The sequence below is a fragment of the Streptomyces sp. NPDC057950 genome (genome assembly GCF_042887295.1).
Lineage (GTDB): Bacteria > Actinomycetota > Actinomycetes > Streptomycetales > Streptomycetaceae > Streptomyces > Streptomyces kaempferi.
In genome coordinates this window covers 84232-108186 of sequence record NZ_JBHVPP010000020.1, presented here as the reverse complement: position 1 = coordinate 108186, position 23955 = coordinate 84232, and the positions used below count along the sequence as shown (strand labels likewise).

Here is a 23955-nt window from a genome sequence, read left to right as displayed (position 1 = left end):
CACGTATGACATCCACGTGGTCCAGGGGTTCCGGTGAGGCGGGAGGACGTCCGGCGGGGCCCGCTCCGGTGCGACGACCCGGGCGTGGCCGGTGTGATCGCGGCGTCGGAACGCGTACCGAAAAACTCCTGTGCACCGGCTCGCACACTTCTGCGATCATCCCCGAATGGCGCACAGTCTCGAATCGCTGGTCCTCCGGCACACCCGCCGTGTCCCCTCCCCCAAGGGCTTCGCCGGGGAAGGAGCCACCGCCGCACGGCAGTTCGACGCGGCGCTGACATCCGTGGGCTTCAAACTCTCGGCGGAACTGCTGGAGCGGCTGTCGGGGCTGTCCGAGGCCACGGTCGTGCACACCGCCAGGCGAACGCTGGCCACCGTGAGCGAGATGGTGGGCGATCACGTACGGCACAACTCGTACTTCATCGACTTCCCGGCGAACGTGCCGGACACCGAAGAGTTCTGGATGCGATGCGTGACGAAGGCGCTCGGTGACGACACGTCGCGCGAGAACGTGCTCACGCAGCTGGCCCACGGGGTGCTCGACCTGCTCAGCCTCCCGACGTACGGCCGCTATCAGCACACCTACGAGGAGATGCTCGCGGCGCAGGACGAGCTGATCGCCTCGGCGAACGACCGGGTGACCGTCCTGCACCTCGGGCGGGATCTGGACGACGAACTCACCGGGCTGTACCTGGCCTTGGCGGGCAGCACGACGCCGCTGGGCGAGGACCACCTGCGTGACCTCAAGACCCTCGCCGAACGGTGCGCCCTCGGCCCCCAGCCGGAGTCGATCCCGGTCAGGGAGAACCGGGCGGTCGTCAACGAGGCCCGTCTCGCTGTCGGCGCGGACCTCCTCCTGGACACCGTCACCGATGTGCTGCGGCTGGCCTGCGCGCTGTCCGGCGGTGACGTGACGCTGCTGGAACCGACTCGATTCCGGGCGCTCTCCCGGCCTGCCCGCCGCGCGCTGCTGGCGGGTCTCGACGCCGTGGTCGCGGCGAACCCCGCCAAGCTGGCCGATGTGCACGCGCACCGCGAGCCCTTCAAGCGGCTCGGTGAGCGTCTCCACCCGCACGAGTACCCGCGGTGGCCGCACGCCGCCGATGTGTTCGCCGTGGCGCGGGGCGAGATGGAGGCACGGTCCTTCGACAGCCGTGTCGAGAAGCTGCTCGACGACTTCGACGTCATCGGTGCGGCGCGGCTGCTGAAGTCCGCTCCCGGCAAGCTGTTCCGCTCCTTGGACCTCCTGCTGCGTGTCGCCGCCGACCAGGAGGAGCGGGACGCGGTGGTGGCCGCCGCGGTAGGGGTCTCCCCCGAGGTCTCCGGCCGGGTGGTGCTCTCCGCCCGCGAGCACTTCCACAACCGGGAACGCGAGACCGACGAACCGCGTATCTTCGTCACCCGCCGGGGCCGCGCGTGGGTGACTCCCGACTACCGGCCGCCGGTCCCGGCCGCCGACCGCGACCGTCTCATCGCCGCTCTCGACGCCGAGCTGCGCCGCAGGCTCCCGGCGCCGGGCCGTCTGTTGCTCGACCCCGACGTCCTCGACGTGGCGCTCCCGCTCAGCGGCAGGGCGACCGCGGCCGGGCTCGGTGTACTGCCGCGGGGTTCCCTCTCGGCGGTCGACGGCGAACAGCTGCGCTTCTTCGTGTACTGGAAGGAGACCGAGGACAGGACCGATTTCGACCTCTCGGCGCTGCTTCTCCACACCGACTACAGCACCGACTCCTGGCTCTCCTACACCTCCCTCACGGCTGTCGGGGGCGAGCACTCGGGCGATGTGACCGAGGCGCCCGACGGGGCCTCCGAATTCATCAACCTGTCCCTGGACCGGGTCCGCGGCGCATTCATCGTTCCGCAGGTCAACATCTTCGCGGGCGAGGGCTTCGAGGAGGTCGAGGAGTCGTTCTTCGGTTTCATGCTCCGCGACGGTGACCAGAAGGGACGGCCGTTCGAGCCGCGCACGGTACGGATGAAGTCTGAGCTTCGCGGGGTGGGCCGAGTGGCGCTGCCGCTGGTGTTCCGGCGCGAGGACGACGGCCGGTGGCGGGCGAAGTGGCTGCACCTGTACCTGAGGGGCATCCCGTCGGCCAACCGCGTCGAGGAGAACCAGGTGTCGGTGTCCAAGCTGGTGCGCGCCATGGTGGAGCGCGAGTATCTGACGGTGCGGTACCTGGTCGACCTGATGGCCGACGACACCACGGCCGTGGAGCTGCTGGACGACGGGCCGGTCCCGGACGAGCCCGTGACGTACATCGGCCTCGAACTTCCCGAGGGGCTGCACCCGGACTCCCGGGTCATCACCCTCGAAAATCTGCGCGACTTGATCCCGGGCTGAGTGCTAGCGTTGTGCGCGGCGAGGCCATGAAGGGGCTTCCTTCTCAACTCTTGTCCAGAAAACAAGTTCCTTCGCTTTCCTCGCCGCCGACTTCGACCGGGAGGCGCCCACGCGGCGCCTCCCGTTTTCGATGGAACCGTCCGCGCGCGAGGTGACCGACGCGGGCTCGACGCCGACTCTTCAGAAGCGTCTCCACCGAAACAGCTGGCCGCGTTCGCGTTCTTGACGAACGGGAGTCGGTCGAAGACGTGCGGCGCCCACTCATCGAGTCGCGTGCCGAGCGCCGCTGCCGCACCGCTACCGAACGCCGACAGTGGTCGTGCGTGGTCGAGATCGATGACGCGTTCCATGGCGGATCATGCCCACCGTGACGCCCCGCCCCACCGGCATTCCCACGCCCTGCGGCCGACCACCCCAGGCCGGGACGGCGACTTCGACGCTTCTCCGCCCGACCCACGTCCACCTGGACGATCGATAAAGTTTCTCGGACTTCTGATGATGGTGCGTCCAGTGGGCTCGAAATAAGCTCGGGAAGTATCCATCCACGCATTCCGAAAAGGCACTCTGTGAACACTGAACAGCGTCTGCTCACCCCTTTCACCGCGCATTCCACGGCCGCCGAGGTGATCGAGGGCATCGATCTCACCGGTCGTCGTGCGATCGTCACCGGCGGCGCGTCCGGCATCGGCACGGAGACCGTCAGGGCTCTGGCCGCGGCAGGCGCGGACGTCACGATCGCGACCCGTCGCCCGGAGGTCGCGGAACAGCTCGTCCGCCGAGATGCCGGTGTCCCAGGAGCCGGCTCCGTGCGGATCGCGCCACTCGATCTGTCCGACCTGGCCTCGGTCAGGGCCTTCGCGGAGAGCTGGAGGGGTCCGCTCGATGTACTCGTGGCGAATGCCGGAATCATGGCCGTTCCCCGGAGAGAAGTCACTCCCCAGGGGTGGGAACTCCAGCTCGCCACGAACTTCCTCGGCCACTTCGCTCTCGTCACGGCCCTGCATGACGCGTTGACGGCGAGCGGCTCCGCTCGCGTCGTGGTCGTCAGCTCCGGCGCGCACCTTGACGTGCCCTTCGACTTCGGCGACCCTCACTTCGAGCGGCGTCCGTACGACCCGTGGACGGCCTACGGTCAGTCGAAATCCGCAGGGGTTCTCTTCGCCGTGGGTGCGCGGAGATGGACCGGAGACGGCATCACGGTCAACGCGCTCAATCCCGGATACATCCTCACCAACCTGCAGCGGCACCTCGACGACGACACCATGCGCGCGTTCGGGGTCATGGACGCCGAGGGCAACCTCACTCCGCTGCCCTACTACAAGACTCCGGCCCAGGGCGCGGCGACCTCCGTGCTCCTCGCGGCATCGCCACTGCTCGACGGTGTGACCGGCCGCTACTTCGAAGACAACCAGGAGGCACCGCTCGCGGCGGACGGCAGTGGCACTCCGGGTGGCGTGGCCGCCCACGCACTCGACCCCAAGGCGGCCGATCGTCTGTGGCAGTACGCCACCGCCGCCCTTCGTCTCTGACGCGCGACGCCTTCCACCACGCGATCGTCATCCCCGGCCGCGCCCTCATCTGCCGGTGACGAACGCGCAACGCGCTTCGTCGAGAAGCAGGGGCGGGCGATCACCCCAGGGGACGGCTCGTTCCCCGCGGCAGCGCGCATACCTGGCAGTCGGGCCTGCGCAGGCTCACATACGGGATCTCAGCACGTCGACCTCACAGCCCGGCGCGGACGGGTCGAAGCCGTGCTCGACCAGCCAGCGAACCACCAGCAGGCTTCGCAACGACCACCACGCGTGGATCACGTCTAGGTCGACGTCGGTGCCATACCCGGCGATGACGTCGTCGAGGTGCTCCTCGTGTCCGAGCGTGAAGGTGGCGAGGTCGTACAGGGCATCACCCTGGCCCGCCTCGGACCAGTCGATGATGCCGGTGACCTCGTCGCCGTCGACGAAGACGTGCGCGACCTGCAGGTCGCCGTGCGTGAACGCCGGAGTCCACGGCCGCAGCGCTGCCTCGGCGACCTGGCGGTTGCGGGTGACCAGGTCGGCGGGCAGGACACCGTTCGTCACGAGCAACTCGCACTCGTCGTCGAGTTCCGCCGCCAGCGCGACGACGCTCCGGCCGGCCCTGCCCGGCAGGGACGGCAGGGGCGCGTCGTGCAGCTTCCGGATGGCGGCGCCCGCCGCGGCCCACGCCGCCGGCGACCCGGTCGACGGCCCGCCGAGGCGCCCGAGCGTCGTCCCCGGGAGTGCGGCCGTCGCGAGCACGGGCGGCTTGCGCCACAGGACCGTCGGGGTCGGGACCGGCGCCAGGGCCATCGCCTCGACCTCGATGTCGATGCGCGCCTGATCGGCGTCCACCTTCAAGAACACGTCGCCGACGCGCAGGGTCGCGCGCTCGGAATGGGCGACGACGACTTCGACCTCATCCACGGGCGACCAGTATCCCGGGGATGACCGCCGGCGTCGCCGGGTTTGTCGCGTGCGATCGCGCGGCTGACCGCGTCCCGCTACCCGGTGGCCTCGTGCCCGTGGCAGCCGCGGCGGGACGCGTGTCGCGTCGGCCCGCCGCGGCCGCGGTGGTGTTGCCCGGAGGTGGTGTCGCTCAGAGGTGGTTTCCGGCTCCTACCGGTAGGTCACGGTGATCGGGGCGTGGACGGTGTGCCGCGGAACGGTGACGGTCAGGATCCTGGTGGCGGCGTCCCAGTGGTACGCGTCCGGGGACAGGTGTACGCCCGCGGCGGTGACCCGGGTGGGCTTGCTCGCCCCCATGATCGAAAGGGTCCACCGACGGTGTGTGACCTGACCGCGGAAGGAGCCCTTCGCCGGGCCGATCGACACCGTGTGGCGACCGCCCGATTCCTCGTACCGGATCTCCGTCGTGGCGCTGCGGCCTCCGCCTGTGGCGGTCGCGTCGTCCTCGTAGAGGCGGGAGGACCCGGAGCCGCCCGCACCGATGGTGAGAGTGACGTCGGTCAGCGCGTTCCGGTCGTTGTGGGCGACGTCGTGCGTCCGGGTGGGCATGATGCCACCGGCCTTGATGAACACCGGCATGGTGCCCAGGTCGGTGGTGACCTCCTGGGTGGTCCCACCGGTGTACGTCTCGCCGGTGAAATAGTCGGTCCACCGGCCGGGCGGGAACCAGACCGAGGTCGTGGTCGAGGTGCCGGGGGTGGTGGCGGGGGCGACGAGCACGTCGGAGCCGTAGAAGTACTCGCTGCCCGCGGTCGCGTACGCCTGCTTCTCGTCCGGATACTCCAGGTAGGTCGGCCTGACGATCGGTATGCCGGTCCGGTTCGCCTCCTCGGCGAGCGTGTACGTGTACGGCACGAGATTCTCGCGCAGGTTGAGGAATTTCTCCGCCGACTCCTTGGCCGCCGTGCCGTACTGCCAGGGCAGCCGGTCACTGTGGTTGCTGTGCAGGCGGTCGACGGGCTGGAAGGTACCGAACTGCACCCAGCGCGCGTACAGGTCGTCAGGCAGCTTGTACGTGGTGCGGGTCTGCCCGCCGACGGTGTACGGCTCGGATCCCGTCAGCCCGGTGGTGTCGTTGTGGCCGCCGATGTCATGAGTGATGGCGGCCATCCCGGTCGCGGCCGACTCGCCCGGGGTGTAGCCCACTTCGAGTTTCAGCGTTCCCCAGGTGGAGGAGGTGTCACCGGTGAAGTGCACCGTGGTCCGCTTGTCCGCCCAGGGACCGGTGGGCAGCGCCTGCTGACCGCTGTATCCGCCGGCCTGAAGGGATCCGTAGGCGCGCGAGAGGACGAACCCGCGGCCCAGGGTCTTGGCCGTGGCGGTGGCGTACTGCTGGTTGATCCACGCGTCCGGAGTCACCCCGGGCAGCGAGGACTGCGTCGCGTCACAGCACCAGTCGAGCCACCAGAAGTCGTTGCCCTGCTGGTCCATGGTCCGGTGCAGGTCCATGTACGCCTTGAGCTGGTCGGGATCCGCGAAGTCGAAGACGTAGCAGTCGTGGGTGACGTCGGCGTCCGCGGCGCAACCGCCCTTCTGCAGCTTGCCCTTGGCCGTCGCCATGGCCTGGCCGAACTGAGGATCCGAGGCGAGGATGCTCGGATGGACGTTGAGCGTGTTGTGCAGGCCCTGTGAGGCGGACCAGTCGAAAAAGCCTTTCGGGTCCGGGAACTTGGCGGTGTCGATCTCCCAACCGCTCCAGGAGTTCACGGCTTTGAAGTCGGTGTCCGTGACCAGGACGTCGAGCGGGACGCCGTCGGACCGGAACTTCGGCAGGATCGTGTTCTCGTAGTCCGCCGCGGTGCGGTCGATGTACTCCGAGTACCAGACGCCGTATGCCCAGGGAGGCAGCAGCGCGGGTGGCCCGGTGAGGGTGGCCAGGTCGGTGAGCCCCCGCTTGTAGTCGTGGCCGTAGCCGAAGACGTAGCCGTCCTGGTAGGGCTCACCACCGTGCCCCGGACGCTGGATGGCCTTCTGCGAGGCGGTGTCGTACAGGGCCGACGGAGTGTCGTCCAGGAGGTACCAGCCGTCCTGGCTGAGCAGCCCGGGTGTGGTCACGGGGGCGGCGCCGTTGCCGGTGACGCCGTCGAGGCCGCGGCGGTACCCGCCGAGCGCCAGGTGCGGCGGCGGCGCGGCGGATGCGGGCGCGGCCACGGAGACGGTGTCCGCGTTCACGTGGCAGCTCGCCGCGTCGGGGCAGCCCAGAACGATGTCGTTGGCCCCCGCCTTCAAAGCGACGGGCGCGGAGGCGGTCGCCCAGGTGTCCCAGTTCTCTGTCGCCGGGAACGACAGGGCGCCCGTGGCCCCGCCTGCGGACACGGAGGCGGTCCGCGTCTCGTGCCGGCCGTCGGCACCCACGCCGTTGGCGTAGCGGACCCGCAGGGTGTAGGTGCCGTCCGCGGGAACGTCCACCAGGTGGGTCGTGAGGCTCGCGTCCTGGGTGAGCTCCGCGACGAAACCGTTGCCGGCGTATCCCTGGTGGTCGATGGCGCCGACCGCGGTGCCGCCGATGCGACCGGCCTCCGCCTCGCAGCTCACGCCGAAACGGCAGTCCACGATCGCGGTGCTGGAGGCGGGCGGGTACGCGTCGCCCGGCCGGACCAGGGCGAGGCTGTCGATGTTGACATCACCCGAGTCGGACGCGGTGCGGGCCAGCGTCAACGTGTGGTGTCCCGCAGCCAGTTGGACAGCCGCGGGAACAAGGTCCCAGGTGTCCCAGTTCGCCGTCGCCGGCAGGCTCACCCTTTGCTGGGCGCCGCCGTCCACGGAGAGGGTCAGGGTACGGGTCCGTTCCTGACCGTCACCGCCACGGGAGTTGGCGTACCGCAGGTCGAGCTCATAGCCGCCCGCATCCTTGACATCGATGTCAGCGGACAGTGAGCTGCCGGTGCCCTCGAATCCGGCGGTGAAGCCGCTCCCGGTGAAGCCCCTGTGATCGGACGCGACGGAGACGCCGCTGGTCCGCAGGTTCTCGGCCTCGCACAGGGCCTGGAGTGCGCAGGTCAGGTGGCGCCACGGGGTGGCGGTCACCGGCGTGCCCCCGGCCGTCAGCCGCACCGATAGATTCTGCGCGTCGAACTGCCCCGAGCCGATTTTGTACCGCAGGGCCATGGCACTCGTCCTGACGGTGAGCCAGCCGCCCGAGGTCTTGGCGGTGTACGCGGCCGGGGTGAACCCGTCGCGCCCGATCGCGTTGAACGTCGCGTCGTCGGTGAACTTCCCGTCACCGGCGTACTCGGTACGTATCAGGGTCGGTGAGAGGATCTGGAAGCGGGCGTCTCCTGCCGAAACGGTCGGTATCCGGGGGTGATCGTGCGATCCGCCCGCCGATGCCGGACCGGTACCGGTCACTGTCATGGCGGCGGTGGTGCACAGGACTACGGCAAGACCGGTCCACCCTCGCAGGGATCTCGGCCATCGCCTCGTTGACCGGGGTCTCATATGCGGCTCCCTTCACACGTCGACCAGCTGACACGTCCACCCCACGCCGGACGCGCTCGAGGTCGTCGGGGATTCCCCAACTCGCCCTGCGTGAACTTCCGGCGTGCGGTGTCCCTAAGGATGATTTACATCGTTGAAGAGAACATGCACGATGAGGCCGTGGTCGCGCCAGATGGCCCGGCGCGGGTCCAGCGACGCGCCAACAGTGCGTGTCGCACGGGCTGCTGACGGGCCGACGCACGCCCGCCAGGGTGCCGGGTACGGCGAGCGGGCCGACGAAAAAATCCCGTGCCGTGCTTTCCGCGGAGGTGCAGACTCGCAGCATGGCGGAGATGCGGGCGTTCCGTGACGCGGTCGGTGTCTGGGCGGCCGGGGGTCCCGGTGGGCCGGCGGCAGATCTGGCCGGACGACTGGGGGTGCGGACGGCCGTACTGCTGGAAGGCCTGAGTGACCTCGCGGCCGTAGAGGCGCTGGCCGCCCGGCGTGGCCGGGACCTGGACGCCGAGGGGGTGTGCGTCGTACCGATGGGCGGGGCGATGAGCGTCGGCCGCTACGCCGGGCTCCTCGGACCGCCCGGCCTCGGTCTGCGCCTGGCGGGGCTGTGCGACGAGGGCGAGCTGGGCTTCTACGAACGCGGTCTGGAGCGGGCGCGGGTGCCGTATACGGGCTTCCACGTGTGCGTGACGGATCTGGAGGACGAACTCATCCGCGCGCTGGGCCCGGCGAGGGTCGAGGGGATCATCCGGGCCGAGGGCGACTTCCGTGCCTGGCGGACCTTCCTGCACCAGCCCGCACAGCTCAGCCGGCCCCGGCAGCAACAGTTGCGGCGCTTCCTCGGCACGAAGAGAGGCCGCAAGATCCGTTACGGCCGCCTCCTCGTCGAGGGCCTCGACCCCGAACAGGTACCGAGCCCGCTCGACGCCCTCCTCACGAGCCTGTGAGTCGGTGGATGAGGAGGACCGCGGAGACGACGGTGAGTGAGCGCGTGGCCTCGGTGAGCTGAACGGGTCACGCCGTCCTGTCGGCTCCGGACCACACGCCGACACCGCTCCCGGCGTCGGTCCCGGCGTCCGTCCCGGGGAAGATCACGACGATCCCGTAGTACGGTCACGCAGGACGGCGGGCTCGGGAAGAGGAACCCATGAACCAGAACTCAGGCGAAGCCGCACGCCTCGACGACGCGGTGCTCACGCGCGCCGCGCAGGCAGGTGAGGTCAGCGCCCTGGGGCTGTTGCTGGAACGGCACCGGGCAGGTATGCGCGCGGTGGCGTTGAGCATCCTCGGGCCGGGGCCCGACGTCGACGACGTGGTCCAGGACGCGGCCGTGACCGCGCTGCGCCGTGTGCGCGACGTCCGCGACCCGGCCGCCGTGGGCCCATGGCTACGGATGATCGTGCGCAACGCCAGCCGATCCCTGTTGCGCTCCTCCGTTCCGTCCCAGTCGATCGACGATCTGCAGCTGCCGTCCACCGACACCGCTCCGGAGCGGTGGCTGGAGCACCACACGATGCGCAACTGGATCTGGGAGGCCATGGAGGAGCTCTCTCCCACGCTGCGCCTGCCCCTGGTGCTGCGCCATTTCAGCACCACCGTCACCTCCTACGAGCGGATAGCCGACGCCTGCGGGATCCCGGTCGGCACGGTCCGCAGCCGGCTCAGCCAAGGACGGGCCAGGCTCGCGACCGCCCTCGCCGCCACGGCGGACGCCGCGCACGGTGACACCGCACAGCGTGTCCGCGCCAGCCGTGCCGAGGCGCACGAGACGCTGGCCGCCGCCGAGAGCGGACGCTTCGGCGCGCTGATGACGGAACGCTGGTCTCCCGAGATCACCCTGCTCAGGGGGAACGAGCCAGTGGGTGGCAGCGGCGTCCTGGCACGCGGCATGGACGGGGACCTCGAGGCCGGCGTACGCCAGCGCCTCGCGCACGCCGTGGCCGGCCGCTCCCTCGTCGTCTGGGAGATGGACCTCCTCAATCCCGCGGACGACCCCGGCCACTGCCCGCCCTCGGTGGCCTGGCTGATGACCCTGGACGACGTCGGCCGTCCGCACCGGCTACGCCTCCTGCACCCCAGGCCGGTGCGGGCCCTCCAGTCGCTCACCCCGATGTGACGGGCCTCACGCGACTCGGATCGAACTTCGTCCGCTCCCCCGCGTCCTGCCGGTGTCATCGACACCCATTGGACACGGAGATCCCATGACCGCCTTCAAGGCCGACCCTCTGGCCGCGGGAACGCACACCGTCGAGATCGACGGAGTGGCGCAGCGCTATCACGTCCACGGCACGGGACCGGTGTGCGTCGCGCACTCCGGCGGGCCCGGCATCGACTGGGAGTACCTGCGCATGCCCGCGTTGGAGCGGGCCCTGACGATGGTGTACCCGGAGCCGATCGGGAGCGGCGCCGCCGCCCGTCTGCCCTCCCACCCCCACGGCTACACCCGGGCCCGCTACAGCCGGTTCCTCGGCGCGCTGATCGAACACCTCGGCGTCCCCGAGGTACACCTCCTGGGCCACTCGCACGGCGGCTTCGTCGCCCAGTACCACGCCCTGCACCACCCGGAGCGCGTCGCCGGGGTAATCCTTTACGAGAGCGCGCCACTGACCGGTCCCGAACACGTCGCCGAGGCCATGCGTCTGGTGCAGTCGTTCGCGGCGCGGCACGCCGACCATCCCGGACTCCCCGAGGTCCTGGCCGCTTTCGAGGCGATCCCGACCATCTCCGACGACGTACGGATGACCGCCGTCGCCAAGGGGCTGCTCCCCTCGTACTTCGCCGACTACTGGGGCCGGGAGAAGGAGTTCGCCCCCTTCCGTGCCTCCGTGCGGGCCTCCCACATCTCCGGGCTGGACGAGAACCTCTCTCCCGACGTCATCGACGACCGTGCGGACCTCGGCTCGCTCACCGTGCCGGCTCTCGTCGTCGTCGGCCGGTACGACGTCATCTGCGGGGTGCGGTGGGCCGAGGAACTGCACCGTCTGATCCCCGGATCGGACCTGTCGGTCCTGGAGAACAGCGGGCACTTCGGTCACATCGAGGAACCGGAGGCCTTCGCGCGGGCGGTGACACGTTTTGTGACCGCCTCGGCGCCGAGTACGGCCTGACCTTCGCGTCGTGCACGGTCGGCGCGGACCGGGGTGGCTGTTGACGAACCACCCTCGTCACTGGCGACCGCCGGCCGACAGTGTGGCCGTACGGACCGGATCGGACCGGATCGGATTGGGCGGAGCGAGTCGGGTCGGGTCGGGTCGGGTCCCATCGGGAAGAAAACTCTCCCGGTCGGCCCCGCCGATGTCGAGAATCCCCGGCCTGCTCCGTCCCAGCACCGAACGCGTCCACAATGGGTCGCACCAGCACCGAGGAGAACCACGATGGCCAAGTACCTCCTGCTCAAGCACTACCGCGGCGCCCCCGCCCCGGCGAACGACGTGCCCATGGACCAGTGGACGCCGGAGGAGATCTCGGCCCACGTGCAGTACATGCGCGACTTCGCGGACCGTCTGGAGGAGACCGGCGAATTCGTCGACAGCCAGGCACTCGCGCCCGAGGGCACCTTCGTCCGGTACGACGGGGAGGGGCGCCCACCGGTCACCGACGGCCCCTTCGCCGAGACCAAGGACCTCATCGCCGGCTGGATGGTCATCGACGTCGACAGCCACGAGCGCGCCGTCGAGCTGGCAGGCGAGCTGTCGGCCGCACCCGGGGCCGGCGGCAAGCCGATCCACGAGTGGCTCGAGCTCCGTCCGTTCCTGGGCGTGCACACCACCGTCACGGAGTGACCTCCCAGGTGGACGAGGTGCTGCTGCGTAGCCTCACGCCGATCGTGCTCGGGATTCTCGTCCGTCGCGGAGCCGACTTCGCGACGGCCGAGGACGCCGTGCAGGACGCGCTGGTGGAGGCGGTCCGCGTCTGGCCGGCCACCCCGCCCCGGGACCCGAAGGGGTGGCTGGTCACCGTGGCCTGGCGCCGGTTCCTCGACGCGACCCGGGCGGACGCCGCGCGCCGCCGGCGCGAGGAATCCGTCGTCGAGGAGCCGGCGCCCGGACCGGCTCCCGCGGTGGACGACACGCTCCAGCTCTACTTCCTGTGCGCCCACCCGTCACTGACGCCGTCGTCCGCCGTCGCCCTCACCCTGCGCGCCGTCGGCGGGCTCACCACCCGCCAGATCGCCCAGGCCTATCTGGTGCCCGAGGCGACCATGGCGCAGCGCATCAGCCGGGCCAAGCGCACCGTCTCCGGCGTCGGGGCGTCCCCCGCTGGAGCGAAGCCCGGAGCTCGGAGAAGGTTCGACCAGCCGGGCGACGTCGCCACCGTGCTCCGTGTCCTCTATCTGGTCTTCAACGAGGGCTACTCGGGCGACGTCGACCTCGCCGCCGAGGCCATCCGGCTCACCCGGCAGCTCGCGGCCGCCATCGATCACCCCGAGGTGGCGGGGCTGCTCGCCCTCATGTTGCTGCACCACGCACGGCGCGCCGCCCGGACCGCGCCCGACGGCAGCCTGGTGCCGCTCTCCGAGCAGGACCGCGGCCGGTGGGACACCGGGGCGATCGCCGAGGGCATCGCGATCCTCAGGGCCGCCCTCGCCCGCGACCGGCTGGGCGAGTTCCAGGCCCAGGCGGCCGTGGCGGCACTCCACGCCGACGCGCCCACTGCCGAGGAGACCGACTGGGTGCAGATCGTCGAGTGGTACGACGAACTCGCGCGCCTGACCGACAGCCCGGTCGTCCGGCTCAACCGAGCGGTGGCCGTCGGCGAGGCCGACGGACCGCACGCCGGTCTGGCGGCGCTCGCGGCACTGGACGACGCGCTCCCCCGGTACACGGCGGTGGCGGCCTATCTCCACGAGCGGGTCGGCGACCAGGAGACTGCGGCGCGGCTGTACGCGGAGGCGGCCCGAAAGGCCCCCAACCTCGCCGAACGCGATCACTTGACGCGCCAGGCCGCCCGGCTCAACACTCGCGGGGGTCGCTGACGGATCGCTCGTACGCGCCCGCGATGCCGGGCTGAGGTACCCATGGCGCGGCAGCCATGTCACGGTGACGGACGGCCGGTTCGCGGGTCACTCCCGCTCATCACCGGTCGATCGGGGCACGTTGAGGGCCAGTACGGCCGTGTCGTCGTCCACGCCGGTACCGAAGGTGTCGAGCAGGTCCCGGATCGCGGCGACGGTGTCGTGGGCCGTGGTGGGTGCCAGCTCCTGGGTGAACTGCAGGAGAGCCTCGTCGCCGTAGCGGCGCCCGGCGCTCGCGGAGTGCGCCTCGGTGAGGCCGTCGGTGTACAGGAGCAGCGTGTCGCCGGGATCGAGGCGGACCGTGGTGGTGGTGATGTGGGCGTCGGGCAGCACACCGATCAACTGGCCGCCGGGCGTGGGCAGATAGTCGGCGCGGCCGTCCGCACGCAGCAGCAGGGCCGGCGGATGGCCCCCGCTCGCCAGGTCTACCGTGAAGCCGCGTTCGTCGCCGTCGGGGGTGAGCAGGCCGAAGATGACGGTACAAAATCGCGGGTCCTGGTCGTGATACTCGTGATTCAGGACGGTGTTGAGGTTGGTGAGCACGGCAGCCGGGTCGGGGTCGTACACGGCGGCCGCGCGGAGTGTGTAGCGGGCCAGGGAGGTGACCGCTGCGGCTGCCACGCCTTTGCCGCAGACGTCTCCCAGGAAGAACCCCCAGGTACCGGCGGACAGGGGGAACAGGTCGTAGAAGTCGCCGCCGACCTCGTCGGCGGAGGCGACGTGGTAGTGCGCGGCGACTTCGAGGCCGGGCACGTCGACCAAGGCGGGCGGCAGAAGCGTCTTCTGCAGTGTGGCGTTGAGGCGCTTGAGGCGTTCGCGTTCCCGATCCGATTCCTGGCGGGCGCGCAGCAGCTCGGTCTCGTACGCACGGCGGTCGCGGGCGTCGAAGACGGTGGTGCGGATGAGCAGTGGCTCCCCACCGGTGCCCGTACGGACGGTGGAGGTCACCAGGACCGGCAGACGGGTGCCGTCGGCGGCTCTGAGTTCCAGCGCGACTCCGCTGATCTCGCCCTGCATGCGCAGCAGCGGCGCGAAGTGGGTCTCATGGTAGAGGCGACCGCCGACGGTGAGCAGGTCGGAGAACTTCCTGCGGCCCACCAGGTCACCGCTCGTGTAGCCGAGCCACTCCAGCAGAGTGGTGTTGATCTTCGCGATGAGACCGTCCAACGTGGTGGAGAGGTAGCCGCACGGCGCGTGTTCGTACAGGTCCTCCGCGCTGTCCTCGAGCAGCGCCGAGAACATCGCGTGGTCGTCGCCCGGCCGACCTGGCGGGACCGAACCGTCGCTCCTCCCGTCGCCGCCGGGCCTGCCTGTCATCGGCTGGTTCCGGCGAAGTCCGCGATGGCCGCCGCGGTCTCCTCGGGGGCAGCGAGTTGCGGGCAGTGCCCGGTGGCGTTCAGCGTGATCAGGCGACTGCCCGGAACCCGCGACTGCACGAAGGCGCCCACCTCCGGCGGCGCGATCGCGTCGCTGGAACACTGCGCGACCAGGGTCGGAACCCGTACCCCGGCGAGGTCCTCGCGATTGTCGGACAGGAACGTCACCCGGGCGAAGACGCGGGCGATCTCCGGGTCGGTGCGGCAGAAGCTGTTGGTCAACTCCTCGCCCAGTTCGGGGCGGTCGGGATTGCCTGCGATCACCGGGGCCATGACACCCGACCAGCCCAGATAGTTCGCGTCCAGCGACTCGAGCAGTTCATCGATGTCCTGGGCACTGAAGCCGCCCGTGTATCCGGAGGCCGGGTCGTCGATGAAACACGGAGACGGGGCGAGGAGGACGAGGCCGGCGAACGCGTCCGGCTCCCGCGCCGCGGCGAGAACACCCATCATCGCGCTCACGGAGTGCCCCACGAACGTCACGGGCCCGAGCGCCAGCTCACGGCAGATGTCCAGTACGTCCTCGGCGTAGCCGCTCATCGTCGAGTAGCGCCGCTCGCTCCACGAAGCCAGGTCCGATCGTCCCGCTCCGACGTGATCGAAGAGCACCACGGTGAAGTCGGGGGCCAGCAGCGGCACCACGAGGCGCCACATGTTCTGGTCGCACCCGAACCCGTGCGCGAGCATCACCACCGGGCCGTCGGGGCGGCCGGTCACCGTCACATGGTTCCTGCTCCGCACGTCCATGCCGGACATCCTCGCAGACCGGCCCGAGGCCTCAAGCGGCCAGCGCCTCCGCCCGCACCGGCGGAAGCCGAGGCCGCACGTGACACGCGGGGTGACAACACGAATACCGACGATCACCGCATCTCTGCCCAAAGCGAGAGATATGCCCGATTTAAGTATTTACATGGACCTTATGGGTAGAGGGTGAATGTATCCCCTCTCCCATGGAGGCCATCATGGCGTCAACCCATCACGCACCCATCGAAGAACACCCCGACCTGATGGAGCTGCGCGCACAGCACGACCGTGCCGCCACCACCCCACGCGCCCAGATGATCGAGGCCCTGGCCCTCATCACCGGCCTGTACCTCGCGGCGTCCCCGTGGATAGCCGGCTTCAACGGCGCCACCACGCTCGCCATCACCAACCTCATCGCAGGCGTCGCCTACATGCTGCTCCTGGGAGGCCTCGGCAGTTCCTACGAGCGCACTCATTCCATGGCGTGGGCCGCCGCCGTCATCGGCATCTGGACCTGTGTCGCCCCCTGGGTGGTCGCGGGCGACGTCGCCCACACCCGCTCCATCACCAGCAACCTGATCACCGGCGCCATCGCGACCCTTCTCGCCATCGCCGCGGCCGTTGCCGCCACCTCTGCCGCCCGCGGCCACACGGAGGGCCACCGCGGCATCCGCGACCATGACGACCTCCGCGGCACCCGCACCCAGGACGACCGCCGCTCCATGCCACTCGGACGCGACGACCGCTGACTCCTTCGATCCCCGCGACGCCGCCAGGAGGACCGCACGTCCTCCGCCTCCTGGCGGCTACGGTGCTGCCCGACGGCCGTCCGGCGGCCTGCCGCCGTCATCGCGCGCGATGCGGTGGCACCGCCATCGAGCGGACGACGAGCCCATTCGTGCGAGCCCGCTGTGCGCCTTGTCCGCGGTAGGCAGGACAAGCTGTTGACTACCGGACCATGACTACAGAGCCACGCCGCTTCCACGTCCTGCTGGTCCCGGAACACGTCGAGAACCGCGGCGGTGCCTCGGTGGAAGAATCGGCCGTGCGCTCGGCCCTGGTCGAGGCGACGGGCGAGACCGGCGCCTCGGGCTACCCCCGCTACGCAGGGGACGGGATCGTGGCCGACATCGACCCCCGAACACGCACGGTCGAGGCGGTGCTGGTCGACGGTTCGGAACTGGACTACGGGCTCACCGCCAGGGTCGCTTCCTGATCGGCGCCTGTCTCCCGAGGACCCGAGGGCGGCGAGCCGGCAGGGCGCCACGATGGGAGTTTTGGCTCATCACCCCTTCGCCCGGAGTCTCATCACCCCTTCGCCCGGAGCCGCAGATCGACCTCCTTCTCCTGGTCGCCCGACGCCGTGCCCTGCTCCTCCACGGCGAAGGCGGCACCCAGCGCGTCACAGAGCTGGTCCACGGCGACGTAGCCGCCCTGGAGCGTGGCGGTGAGCGACCCCTCGATCGGCGCCGGCGCGGCGGGCATGCTCGGCTGCTCCCGCGTCGGCTCGAAGTCCGCGGTCCACACGACAGGATGGCCGGCCTCCTGCTCCTGGAGGACGTCACCGGCGGAACGGTCTGCGGGAAAGGCCGTCCGCAGAACATCGAAGACGGTGGCGGCGTCCTTCTTGGACGCTCCGGTGAGAGACACGGTGACCATGCGAGTCACACTCCTTCTTGCTCACGTACGACGGCGTTCTGCTGGGGTACGACGGTCCTCCCAGAGTCCCCCGCCGGAGCTCCGGGGGCACGCGGAGCGTCGGACGGACGTCGAGAACACCGGACGCGCAGCCGTCGACCGAGGCGCCCTCGGGCCGCAATCGCGGTGAGCGACGTGAAGCTTCCCGATGAACCCGGCGGGGAGGACGAGGAGGAGCCGTCGCCGTTGCGATATCCGACGGCGCGCAGCACCCGCGGCCTGCACCGGAGGGGCCGGATCGCGGCGCGTGCGCTCCTATTGCAGTGCGTGGATCGCGGCTGAGAACAGCAGGGGCATCCGGGACGCCGCGGGGACGATGAGCCGGGCGGTGCCGGGGCGGCTGCTCGCGGCCAGCAGGGCTCCGGTCAGCAGCCTGTGACGCCGGGTCAGCCGTACCCATGCACGCTCGTACGCACCCGGCCGCCCGGCGGCAAGACAACGGACGGCGGCCCCGGCCGACGCCAACGCGAGGGCGATCCCCTCACCGGTCAGGGCGTCCAGGTAACCCGCGGCATCGCCGACGAGCAGGACACGGCCGGCGACTCTGCGCCGCACCCGCTGCAACAACGGTCCGGCGCCACGTACCTGCGTCGCGGCCGGCCCGCGCAGCGACGCGGTGAGCGCCGGGAAGCCGGCCAGGTGATCGTCGTAGCCGCGGCGGCTGTCGCTGAGGACCGCCACGCCCACCAGGTCGTCCCCGACGGGTGTCACGTAGGCCTCGCCGTGCCGCGACCAGTGGACCTCCACGAAGTCCGTCCAGGGCTCGGCGCGGTAGTGCCGGCGCAGTCCGTACCGGCCGTGGGGACGGCCCGGGAGTTCCAGCCCCAGGCTCCGGCGCACCGGGGAGTGCAGGCCGTCGGCGGCGATCAGCCAGCGGGCGGTCATCCCGGCGGCGTTGACCGTGTCCGCGCTCTGGTGAACCTCGCCGACCTTGCCGGGCAGCATGCGCACGCCGAGGCCGAGGGCCCGCTCGTGCAGCGCGGAATGCAGCGCGGTACGGCGGATCCCCAGGCCGCCGTGGCCGCGGAAGGACGCTTCGGCCCGGACGGCGCCCTCCAGGTACCGGATGCCGCGCAGTTCGCGGCCGGTGACCTCGACGCCCAGTGCGCGCAGTGCGGCGACGCCGCCGGGCATGACGCCTTCTCCGCAGGCCTTGTCCACCGGCGCTGTCCGTGGTTCGACCACGACGGCCTCCAGGCCGGCGAGCGCGGCGTGGATGGCGGCGGCCAGTCCGGCCGGACCGCCGCCGCACACCAGTACGTCGATCACGCGGGCGACGGCGTGGCCGTGGGAGGGGTGGTGGCGGTGGCCAGCGCCCGGTTCTCGCAGCGGATGCGCACGGTCAGCAGCACGGCGTCGAGCACCGTGAACACGGCCGCGGAGACCCAGGCGGTGTGCACCAGGGGCAGCGCCACGCCCTCGGCGACGACGGCCACGTAGTTCGGATGCCGCAGCCACCGCCAGCGGTAGGGGCCGCTCCGCACCAGTGGCAGGCCGGGAACGACGATCACCCGGGTGTTCCAACGGGGTCCCAGGGTGCAGATGCACCACCACCGCAGGCCCTGGGCGGCCACCAGCACGGTCAGCATCGACCAGGCCAGGGCGGGCAGGAAGGGCCGATCGGCCAGCCACACCTCGGCCAGACAGCCGCCCAGCAGGCCGGTGTGGAGGGCGACCATCGCCGGATAGTGGCCCTGCCCGCTCACCGTCGCCCCGCGGGCGGTGCTCCAGCGTTCGTTGCGGCGGGCGACGACGAGTTCGGCGACACGCTCGACGGCGACGGCGGCCACCAGTAGTCCGTACCAGATCATGTGTCCCGTGTCCTACTGTCCTATGGGTTCGACGGGCAGGGTGAGTTCGACGGGCCGGGTGAGTTCGACGGGTCGGCTCTACCAGCGCAGCAGGACCAGTTCACAGGCGAAGCCGGGCCCCATCGCCAGCAGCACACCCGCGGTGCCCGGCGGCGGGCGGCGTTCGGCCAGGGTGTCGCGCAGTACGTGGAGCACCGAGGACGAGGACAGGTTGCCCACGTCCGACAGATGACGCCAGGTCACATCGAGCGCGTCGTCGGGGAGATCAAGAGCCTCGGAGACGGCCTCCAGGACCTTGGGGCCGCCGGGGTGGCACACCCACGCGGTCACGTCCTTGGGCTTCAGGCCGTGGTCGCCGAGGAATCCCTCGACGTCGTCGGCGAGATACTGCCGCACCACGTCGGGGACCCGCGGGTCGAGGACCACCTGGAATCCGGAGTTCTTGATGTCCCACCCCATGACGCGCCCGGTGTCCGGATACAGGTGGCTGCGCGTGTCCACGATCGTGGGTCCTTCGGTCCCGGCCGCGCGGTGCGCGCCGTGGGCGACGACAGCGGCGGCGCCGTCGCCGAAAAGCCCGGTGGCGACCATGTTGGCCATGGAGGCGTCGTCGCGCTGGAAGGTGAGCGAACACAGCTCGACCGACAGCAGCACCCCCACGTCGTCGGGCCGGCCCAGCAGGTGGTCGTGCATGCGGGCCAGGCCCGCGGCGCCACCGGCGCAGCCCAGACCGAACAGGGGCAGTCTCTTGACGTCCGGCCGCAGTCCGAGGCGGCCGGCCAGCCGCGCGTCGATCGAGGGGGTGGCGATGCCGGTGACGGAGGTGAAGACCAGCAGATCGACGTCGGCTGCGGACAGGCCCGCCCTGTGCAGCGCGTCTCGCACGGCCTTGGCGCCCAGATCGGTCGCGGCGGCGATGAAGACGTCGTTGGCGGCGCCGAATCCTTCGAGTTCCCCGTACTGTTCGAGCGGCAGCGTCATGTGGCGCGAGCGGACCTTGGCACTGCGGTGCAACCGGTCCAGGACCCGGCGGTCGGTGCCCTTGGGCAGACAGGTGCGGGCCACCATGTCGGTGATCTCGGACTGCGTGCGACGGTGCGGTGCCAGGACACCGTGAACGGCGGCGATCCGCGTCATTTGCTTCCCGTCCGGTTACCGACTGGGGTGGTCTGCTCTGCACGTGTTCCCCGGACCGGTGTTCCGACACCACGGATCGCCCGTCCGGCCGTCCGTCCCGGGGCGCACGGAAACCGGACGGGATGACCGTCCGGCCGCCCTCGATGCGGCCGCGGCTCGCGACGGGGTCGCCTCCGCGAATCGCTCCAGGCGGCGCCAGTCCGTCGCCAGGACGTGCTCGGGCCCGGCTCACGGACATGACGAGGCCACTGAGGCAGCGGGGTGGGGACGCCTACGATCGGGGGAATGGGCGCTTACGAGGAGCCGACGGCTTGCCGCACGACCGCGAGTTGGACCGCCCGAGCGGGTGGCCTGGCCGGGGCGTGTCACCCCGGTCCCGTGGTGGCGGTCACCGCATTGACCGGCGCACTGGCCGTGACCGCGGGTCAGGGGGCCGCGCGCAGCGCCTTGACGACCGCGGCGGTGCTGACAGGTCAGTTGTCCGTCGGCTGGTGCAACGACGCGTTCGACGCGAGCCGGGACATCGCCACCGGGCATCGGGGCAAACCCGTCGCCGAGGGCACTGTGGGCGTGACGTGGGTGTGGGTGGCAGCGTACGCGGCCCTGGCGCTGTGCGTGCCGTTGTCGTTCGGCTGCGGCCTGCGGGCCGGCCTCGCGCACCTGACCGGAGTGGCGGCGGCATGGGCGTACGACCTGCGGCTCAAGGCGACGGTGTGGTCCTGGGCGCCGTACGCGGTCGGTTTCGCGTCGCTCCCCGCGTTCGTGACGCTGGGGCTGCCGGGACAGCCTTGGCCGCCCTGGTGGCTCGTCACCGCCGGGGCGCTCCTGGGCGTCGGAGCACATCTGGGCGATGTGCTGCCGGACATCGCGGGAGACCTCGCGACGGGCGTCCGGGGGTGGCCCCAGCGGCTGGGTGCGGACGGCGCGCGACTGCTGCTGCCGGTGCCGCTGGTGGCCGCGTCCGCCGTCCTGGCGCTGGAACCCTCCGGACAGTCCGGCAGGTGGGGAGCGGCGGCTCTCGTGGTGGCGGTCCTGGTGGCCGTGGCGGGGACGGCGCTGGGACGCCGCCGGGAGCGGGCGGCGTTCGCGGCGGCGACGGCCGTGGCGGTGGTGGACGTGGCGTTGCTCCTTCTGCGCGGCACGGGGATCGCGTAACCGGTCGGATACCGCGCCCGGCCGCGTACCCATGGCGCCACCACAGCCGCCGTCGCAGCCACAGCCACAGCCACAGCCGCAGCCACAGCCACCGGATCGAACGCCCCCGCCAGACGCTTCTCGCTGAAGTCGGCTCCGGGGTCGCTTCAAGAGATGGGGGGCGTCGCGGTGTGGTCGCGGTGATGGTGCGTGCGGCGAGCACCCTTCAGGCGGGCCTCGTGGAGGTGGTCGCGTCCGGCGGCCAGTTCGCCCACGATGTCGCGTTCCGTCGCTGCGAAGGGCTGGTAGTAGGTGGTGTTGTAGGCCTCGATGATCTGGAACGTCCAGTGGCCCGGGATGACGTCGCGGCCCACGATGTCACGCTCGACCCGTGCGGCCTGTTCGTCATGGCCCGCCTCGCGCAGGAGCCGGACGGCGTCGCCGAGTTCGAGATCGGCGGTCCCGGTCAGCTGGTGGAACCCGTACAGGTGGCCACGGGCCCGCTCCGTGGTCTCCAGCGCCTTCGAGAGCGCGCCCAGCGCAAGCACCGTCTTGTCATCGACACCGTCGGGCACCTGGTGCGCCGGATCCGTCGCTCGTTCGCTGTCCATGGTGTCTCCATGCCCGGAAGGTCCCCTTCCAAGCGGTCGATTGCACCATGCGGCCCACGGCACTTCCACCGGACGCGGGGACCGCCTCTTCGAACCGGCCGCCCGCGCGGCGGCCCGCGTCGACCGGTTCCCGGCCGCTGCGCACGGTCTGCCGCGCGGGTGGTGCCCAGGGCGGACATCGGGAACCGCAGGTGCCGCCGACCTTGTCGGTGAAGGAGCAGCCCGGCGTGCGCCCCGGGCCCGCTCGCCACAGGCTGGGAGACATGGCCTCACCTCAGACCGTGATCGTGTACCCGCCCGCAGAGGACGGCGGCCGCCGGGTCCGCGTGGGCGAGCAGTTCCTCGGCATGGCGTACGGGCTGCTGGACGTCGCGGACTTTCTGCGGCGGGCGGGTCTGGAGGAAGCGGACCAGCAGGCGGTCGTGGCGTCCGGGCTGATCGAGTGGCGGGGTGGCGGCCCGGACGTGTGGGAGCACTGACCTACGCCCGGCGGAGGGCGGTCAGGAGGAGGTCGACCAGGCGGTGGAGGGCGGCGTCGGGGCGCGCCGGGTGGAAGGAGGCGATGGCGGCGAGGCAGACACGTACGTCGTCCACGGACACGTCGGAGCGGACGGCACCGGCGGCACGGGCGCGATCGACGAGCTGCCGCAGCGCTCGCGCCTGCTCGCGGCGGTCTGCGGCGAAGGCGGCCGCCGCCGGGTGCGAGCCGAACAATGCCTCGTTCAGCCCGCGGTCCCGCAGCCTGTGCTCCGCGAAGCCGCGGACGGTGCCGCTGAGCGCGCGCCAGGGGTCCGGCTCGTCCAGGGCGGCCCGCATGTCCGCGCGGCACGCCGCCACATGCTCGGCGAGTGCCGCCGTGACCAGGTCGGCGCGGGTCGGGAAGTGCCGGTGGACCGTGGCGACGCCCAGACCGGCGCGGCGGGCGATCTCCCGCATCGGCAGGTCGAGCCCCTCGCCGGCGAACGCGGCGCGCGCGACGACGACGATGTGCCGGCGGTTGTGTGCCGCGTCCGCCCGTGTTTTCCGAGTCACCGTGGTTCCCGCACCTCTCACTTCGCACTGATCCGGAACACCCGCTCCACATCCATGTCTACCGTGGAGCGGCGCCCGGGAGGTCCGGGCCGGAGAGGTCATCATGCGCGCCATACAGTTCGGCCGGTTCGGTCCCCCGGAGGTGCTCGGCGTCGGATCCGCGCCCGAGCCGCACGCGGGTCCGGGTGAGGTGCGGATCGCGGTCCGGACCAGCGGGGTGTCGCCGGTCGACCTCGCACTGCGGGCCGGCGACTCGCCGTCGCGCGACAGCCTCGACCTGCCGCACATCCCCGGCGTGGACGCGGCCGGGGTGATCGACGAGATCGGCGCGGGCGTCCAGGGCTTCTCGGTCGGCGACGAGGTGTTCGGGGCGGTCGACGTCGCCCGGCTGGGCGGGGCGAGCGCGGAGTTCGCCGTGCTGGCGTTCTGGGCGGCGAGGCCACCCGCCCTGCCCTGGGAGCAGGCAGGCGCCGCGGCGACGGGCGTCGAGACGGCGACCCGGGCGCTGGACCTGCTCGGCGTGGGTGACGCGCGGGGCACGGCGCTGCTGATCGACGGTGCGGCGGGCGGCGTGGGGAGCATCGCCGTGCAGTTGGCGACGGCCCGCGGGGTCCGCGTGATCGGGACCGGTCGCCCCGCCGGCCACGATTTCCTCACCGGTCTCGGCGCGATCCCGGTCGCGTACGGACCTGGTCTGGCCGAACGGGTCCGTGCGCTCGGCATCCCACGGATCGACCACGCGCTCGACGTCGCCGGGGCCGGCTCGCTCGATGAACTCATCGCCCTCACGGGCGGCACGGAGTCGGTGGTCACGCTCGCGGACTTCACGGGTCCGGGCCGCGGGGTACGCCTCTCTCTCGGTCGCTACGGAGGCGAGCCGGACGGGTGCCACGGGCTCGCGCTCGCCGCGGACCTCGCCGAGCGGGGACGCTTCCGCGTACCCGTCCAGGCCGTCTTCCCCGCCGACCGCGCGGCCGAGGCGCACACCGCCGCGGCGACGGGCCCGCACCGCGGCAAGACCGTACTCGATCTCGCCGGACTCACGACCGACGTCTGACACAGCTCCCCGAGCCGACACCCGCCATCAATCCCCGAGCCGACACCCGACACCGTCCACACGGCCGACACCGGACACCATCCGCACG

The 23955-nt window shown here is 71.2% G+C and carries 22 protein-coding genes; 12 read left to right on the top strand and 10 right to left on the bottom strand.

Annotated features, from left to right (window positions below):
- Positions 1-166 precede the first annotated feature (166 nt).
- Positions 167-2338: a hypothetical protein gene (locus tag ACFVTC_RS29890; protein ID WP_390131601.1), complete on the top strand. Its 2172-nt coding sequence runs from the start codon at positions 167-169 to the stop codon at positions 2336-2338.
- 566 nt (positions 2339-2904) lie between these two features.
- Complete coding sequence (locus ACFVTC_RS29885; RefSeq protein WP_390131600.1) at positions 2905-3867, top strand: SDR family NAD(P)-dependent oxidoreductase; 963 nt, start codon at positions 2905-2907, stop codon at positions 3865-3867.
- A 165-nt stretch (positions 3868-4032) separates the two neighbouring features.
- On the opposite strand, the gene ACFVTC_RS29880 is transcribed toward ACFVTC_RS29885, so the two are convergent.
- A complete protein-coding gene (locus ACFVTC_RS29880) occupies positions 4033-4779 on the bottom strand; it encodes a phosphotransferase family protein (RefSeq protein WP_390131599.1) in 747 nt (248 codons plus the stop codon).
- A 192-nt stretch (positions 4780-4971) separates the two neighbouring features.
- Positions 4972-8175 carry a TIM-barrel domain-containing protein gene (locus ACFVTC_RS29875; RefSeq protein WP_390131598.1) on the bottom strand — a complete coding sequence of 1068 codons (3204 nt, stop codon included), beginning with the start codon at positions 8173-8175 and terminating at the stop codon, positions 4972-4974.
- 407 nt (positions 8176-8582) lie between these two features.
- Here ACFVTC_RS29875 and ACFVTC_RS29870 point away from each other — a divergent pair, with 407 nt between their 5' ends.
- The 5 genes from ACFVTC_RS29870 (at position 8583) to ACFVTC_RS29850 (ending at position 13228) form a co-directional block, all read left to right on the top strand.
- Positions 8583-9200 carry a TOPRIM nucleotidyl transferase/hydrolase domain-containing protein gene (locus ACFVTC_RS29870; protein ID WP_390131597.1) on the top strand — a complete coding sequence of 206 codons (618 nt, stop codon included), beginning with the start codon at positions 8583-8585 and terminating at the stop codon, positions 9198-9200.
- Positions 9201-9400: 200 nt separating this feature from the next.
- Positions 9401-10369, top strand: coding sequence for an RNA polymerase sigma factor (locus tag ACFVTC_RS29865; protein WP_390131596.1), 969 nt, complete (start codon positions 9401-9403; stop codon positions 10367-10369).
- Positions 10370-10454: 85 nt separating this feature from the next.
- Positions 10455-11360 carry an alpha/beta fold hydrolase gene (locus tag ACFVTC_RS29860; protein ID WP_390131595.1) on the top strand — a complete coding sequence of 302 codons (906 nt, stop codon included), beginning with the start codon at positions 10455-10457 and terminating at the stop codon, positions 11358-11360.
- A gap of 267 nt (positions 11361-11627) precedes the next feature.
- Positions 11628-12035 carry a YciI family protein gene (locus tag ACFVTC_RS29855; protein ID WP_390131594.1) on the top strand — a complete coding sequence of 136 codons (408 nt, stop codon included), beginning with the start codon at positions 11628-11630 and terminating at the stop codon, positions 12033-12035.
- A gap of 8 nt (positions 12036-12043) precedes the next feature.
- Positions 12044-13228: an RNA polymerase sigma factor gene (locus ACFVTC_RS29850; protein WP_390131700.1), complete on the top strand. Its 1185-nt coding sequence runs from the start codon at positions 12044-12046 to the stop codon at positions 13226-13228.
- A gap of 87 nt (positions 13229-13315) precedes the next feature.
- Here ACFVTC_RS29850 and ACFVTC_RS29845 read toward each other — a convergent pair whose 3' ends face one another.
- Entirely contained in the window at positions 13316-14584 is a 1269-nt protein-coding gene (locus tag ACFVTC_RS29845) for a PP2C family protein-serine/threonine phosphatase (protein ID WP_390131592.1), read from the bottom strand.
- Positions 14581-15390, bottom strand: coding sequence for an alpha/beta fold hydrolase (locus ACFVTC_RS29840; RefSeq protein ID WP_390131591.1), 810 nt, complete (start codon positions 15388-15390; stop codon positions 14581-14583). The genes ACFVTC_RS29845 and ACFVTC_RS29840 overlap by 4 nt, the downstream gene beginning before the upstream one ends.
- 215 nt (positions 15391-15605) lie before the next feature.
- Here ACFVTC_RS29840 and ACFVTC_RS29835 point away from each other — a divergent pair, with 215 nt between their 5' ends.
- Positions 15606-16136, top strand: a complete 531-nt coding sequence (locus tag ACFVTC_RS29835; protein WP_390131590.1) for an SPW repeat protein — start codon at positions 15606-15608, stop codon at positions 16134-16136.
- A 209-nt stretch (positions 16137-16345) separates the two neighbouring features.
- Entirely contained in the window at positions 16346-16603 is a 258-nt protein-coding gene (locus tag ACFVTC_RS29830; RefSeq protein WP_390131589.1) for a hypothetical protein, read from the top strand.
- 92 nt (positions 16604-16695) lie between these two features.
- On the opposite strand, the gene ACFVTC_RS29825 is transcribed toward ACFVTC_RS29830, so the two are convergent.
- The 4 genes from ACFVTC_RS29825 to ACFVTC_RS29810 all read right to left on the bottom strand — a co-directional run bounded on the left by ACFVTC_RS29825 (position 16696) and on the right by ACFVTC_RS29810 (position 20033).
- Complete coding sequence (locus ACFVTC_RS29825) at positions 16696-17046, bottom strand: hypothetical protein (RefSeq protein ID WP_390131588.1); 351 nt, start codon at positions 17044-17046, stop codon at positions 16696-16698.
- Between the two features lie 294 nt (positions 17047-17340).
- Positions 17341-18354, bottom strand: a complete 1014-nt coding sequence (locus tag ACFVTC_RS29820; protein WP_390131587.1) for an NAD(P)/FAD-dependent oxidoreductase — start codon at positions 18352-18354, stop codon at positions 17341-17343.
- Entirely contained in the window at positions 18351-18896 is a 546-nt protein-coding gene (locus ACFVTC_RS29815) for an isoprenylcysteine carboxyl methyltransferase family protein (protein ID WP_390131586.1), read from the bottom strand. Before ACFVTC_RS29815 ends, ACFVTC_RS29820 begins: the two co-directional genes overlap by 4 nt.
- 78 nt (positions 18897-18974) lie before the next feature.
- Positions 18975-20033, bottom strand: coding sequence for a type III polyketide synthase (locus ACFVTC_RS29810; protein ID WP_390131585.1), 1059 nt, complete (start codon positions 20031-20033; stop codon positions 18975-18977).
- 285 nt (positions 20034-20318) lie between these two features.
- On the opposite strand from ACFVTC_RS29810, the gene ACFVTC_RS29805 reads away from it, so the two are divergent.
- Entirely contained in the window at positions 20319-21188 is an 870-nt protein-coding gene (locus ACFVTC_RS29805; RefSeq protein ID WP_390131584.1) for a UbiA family prenyltransferase, read from the top strand.
- A gap of 146 nt (positions 21189-21334) precedes the next feature.
- Here the strand turns inward: ACFVTC_RS29805 and ACFVTC_RS29800 are convergent, their stop codons facing one another.
- Positions 21335-21778, bottom strand: coding sequence for a hypothetical protein (locus ACFVTC_RS29800; protein WP_390131583.1), 444 nt, complete (start codon positions 21776-21778; stop codon positions 21335-21337).
- Between the two features lie 263 nt (positions 21779-22041).
- Here ACFVTC_RS29800 and ACFVTC_RS29795 point away from each other — a divergent pair, with 263 nt between their 5' ends.
- Positions 22042-22257, top strand: a complete 216-nt coding sequence (locus tag ACFVTC_RS29795; protein WP_390131582.1) for a hypothetical protein — start codon at positions 22042-22044, stop codon at positions 22255-22257.
- A gap of 1 nt (position 22258) precedes the next feature.
- Here the strand turns inward: ACFVTC_RS29795 and ACFVTC_RS29790 are convergent, their stop codons facing one another.
- Positions 22259-22810 carry a TetR/AcrR family transcriptional regulator gene (locus tag ACFVTC_RS29790; RefSeq protein ID WP_390131581.1) on the bottom strand — a complete coding sequence of 184 codons (552 nt, stop codon included), beginning with the start codon at positions 22808-22810 and terminating at the stop codon, positions 22259-22261.
- 103 nt (positions 22811-22913) lie between these two features.
- Here ACFVTC_RS29790 and ACFVTC_RS29785 point away from each other — a divergent pair, with 103 nt between their 5' ends.
- A complete protein-coding gene (locus tag ACFVTC_RS29785) occupies positions 22914-23867 on the top strand; it encodes an NADP-dependent oxidoreductase (protein WP_390131580.1) in 954 nt (317 codons plus the stop codon).
- Positions 23868-23955: the final 88 nt, after the last annotated feature.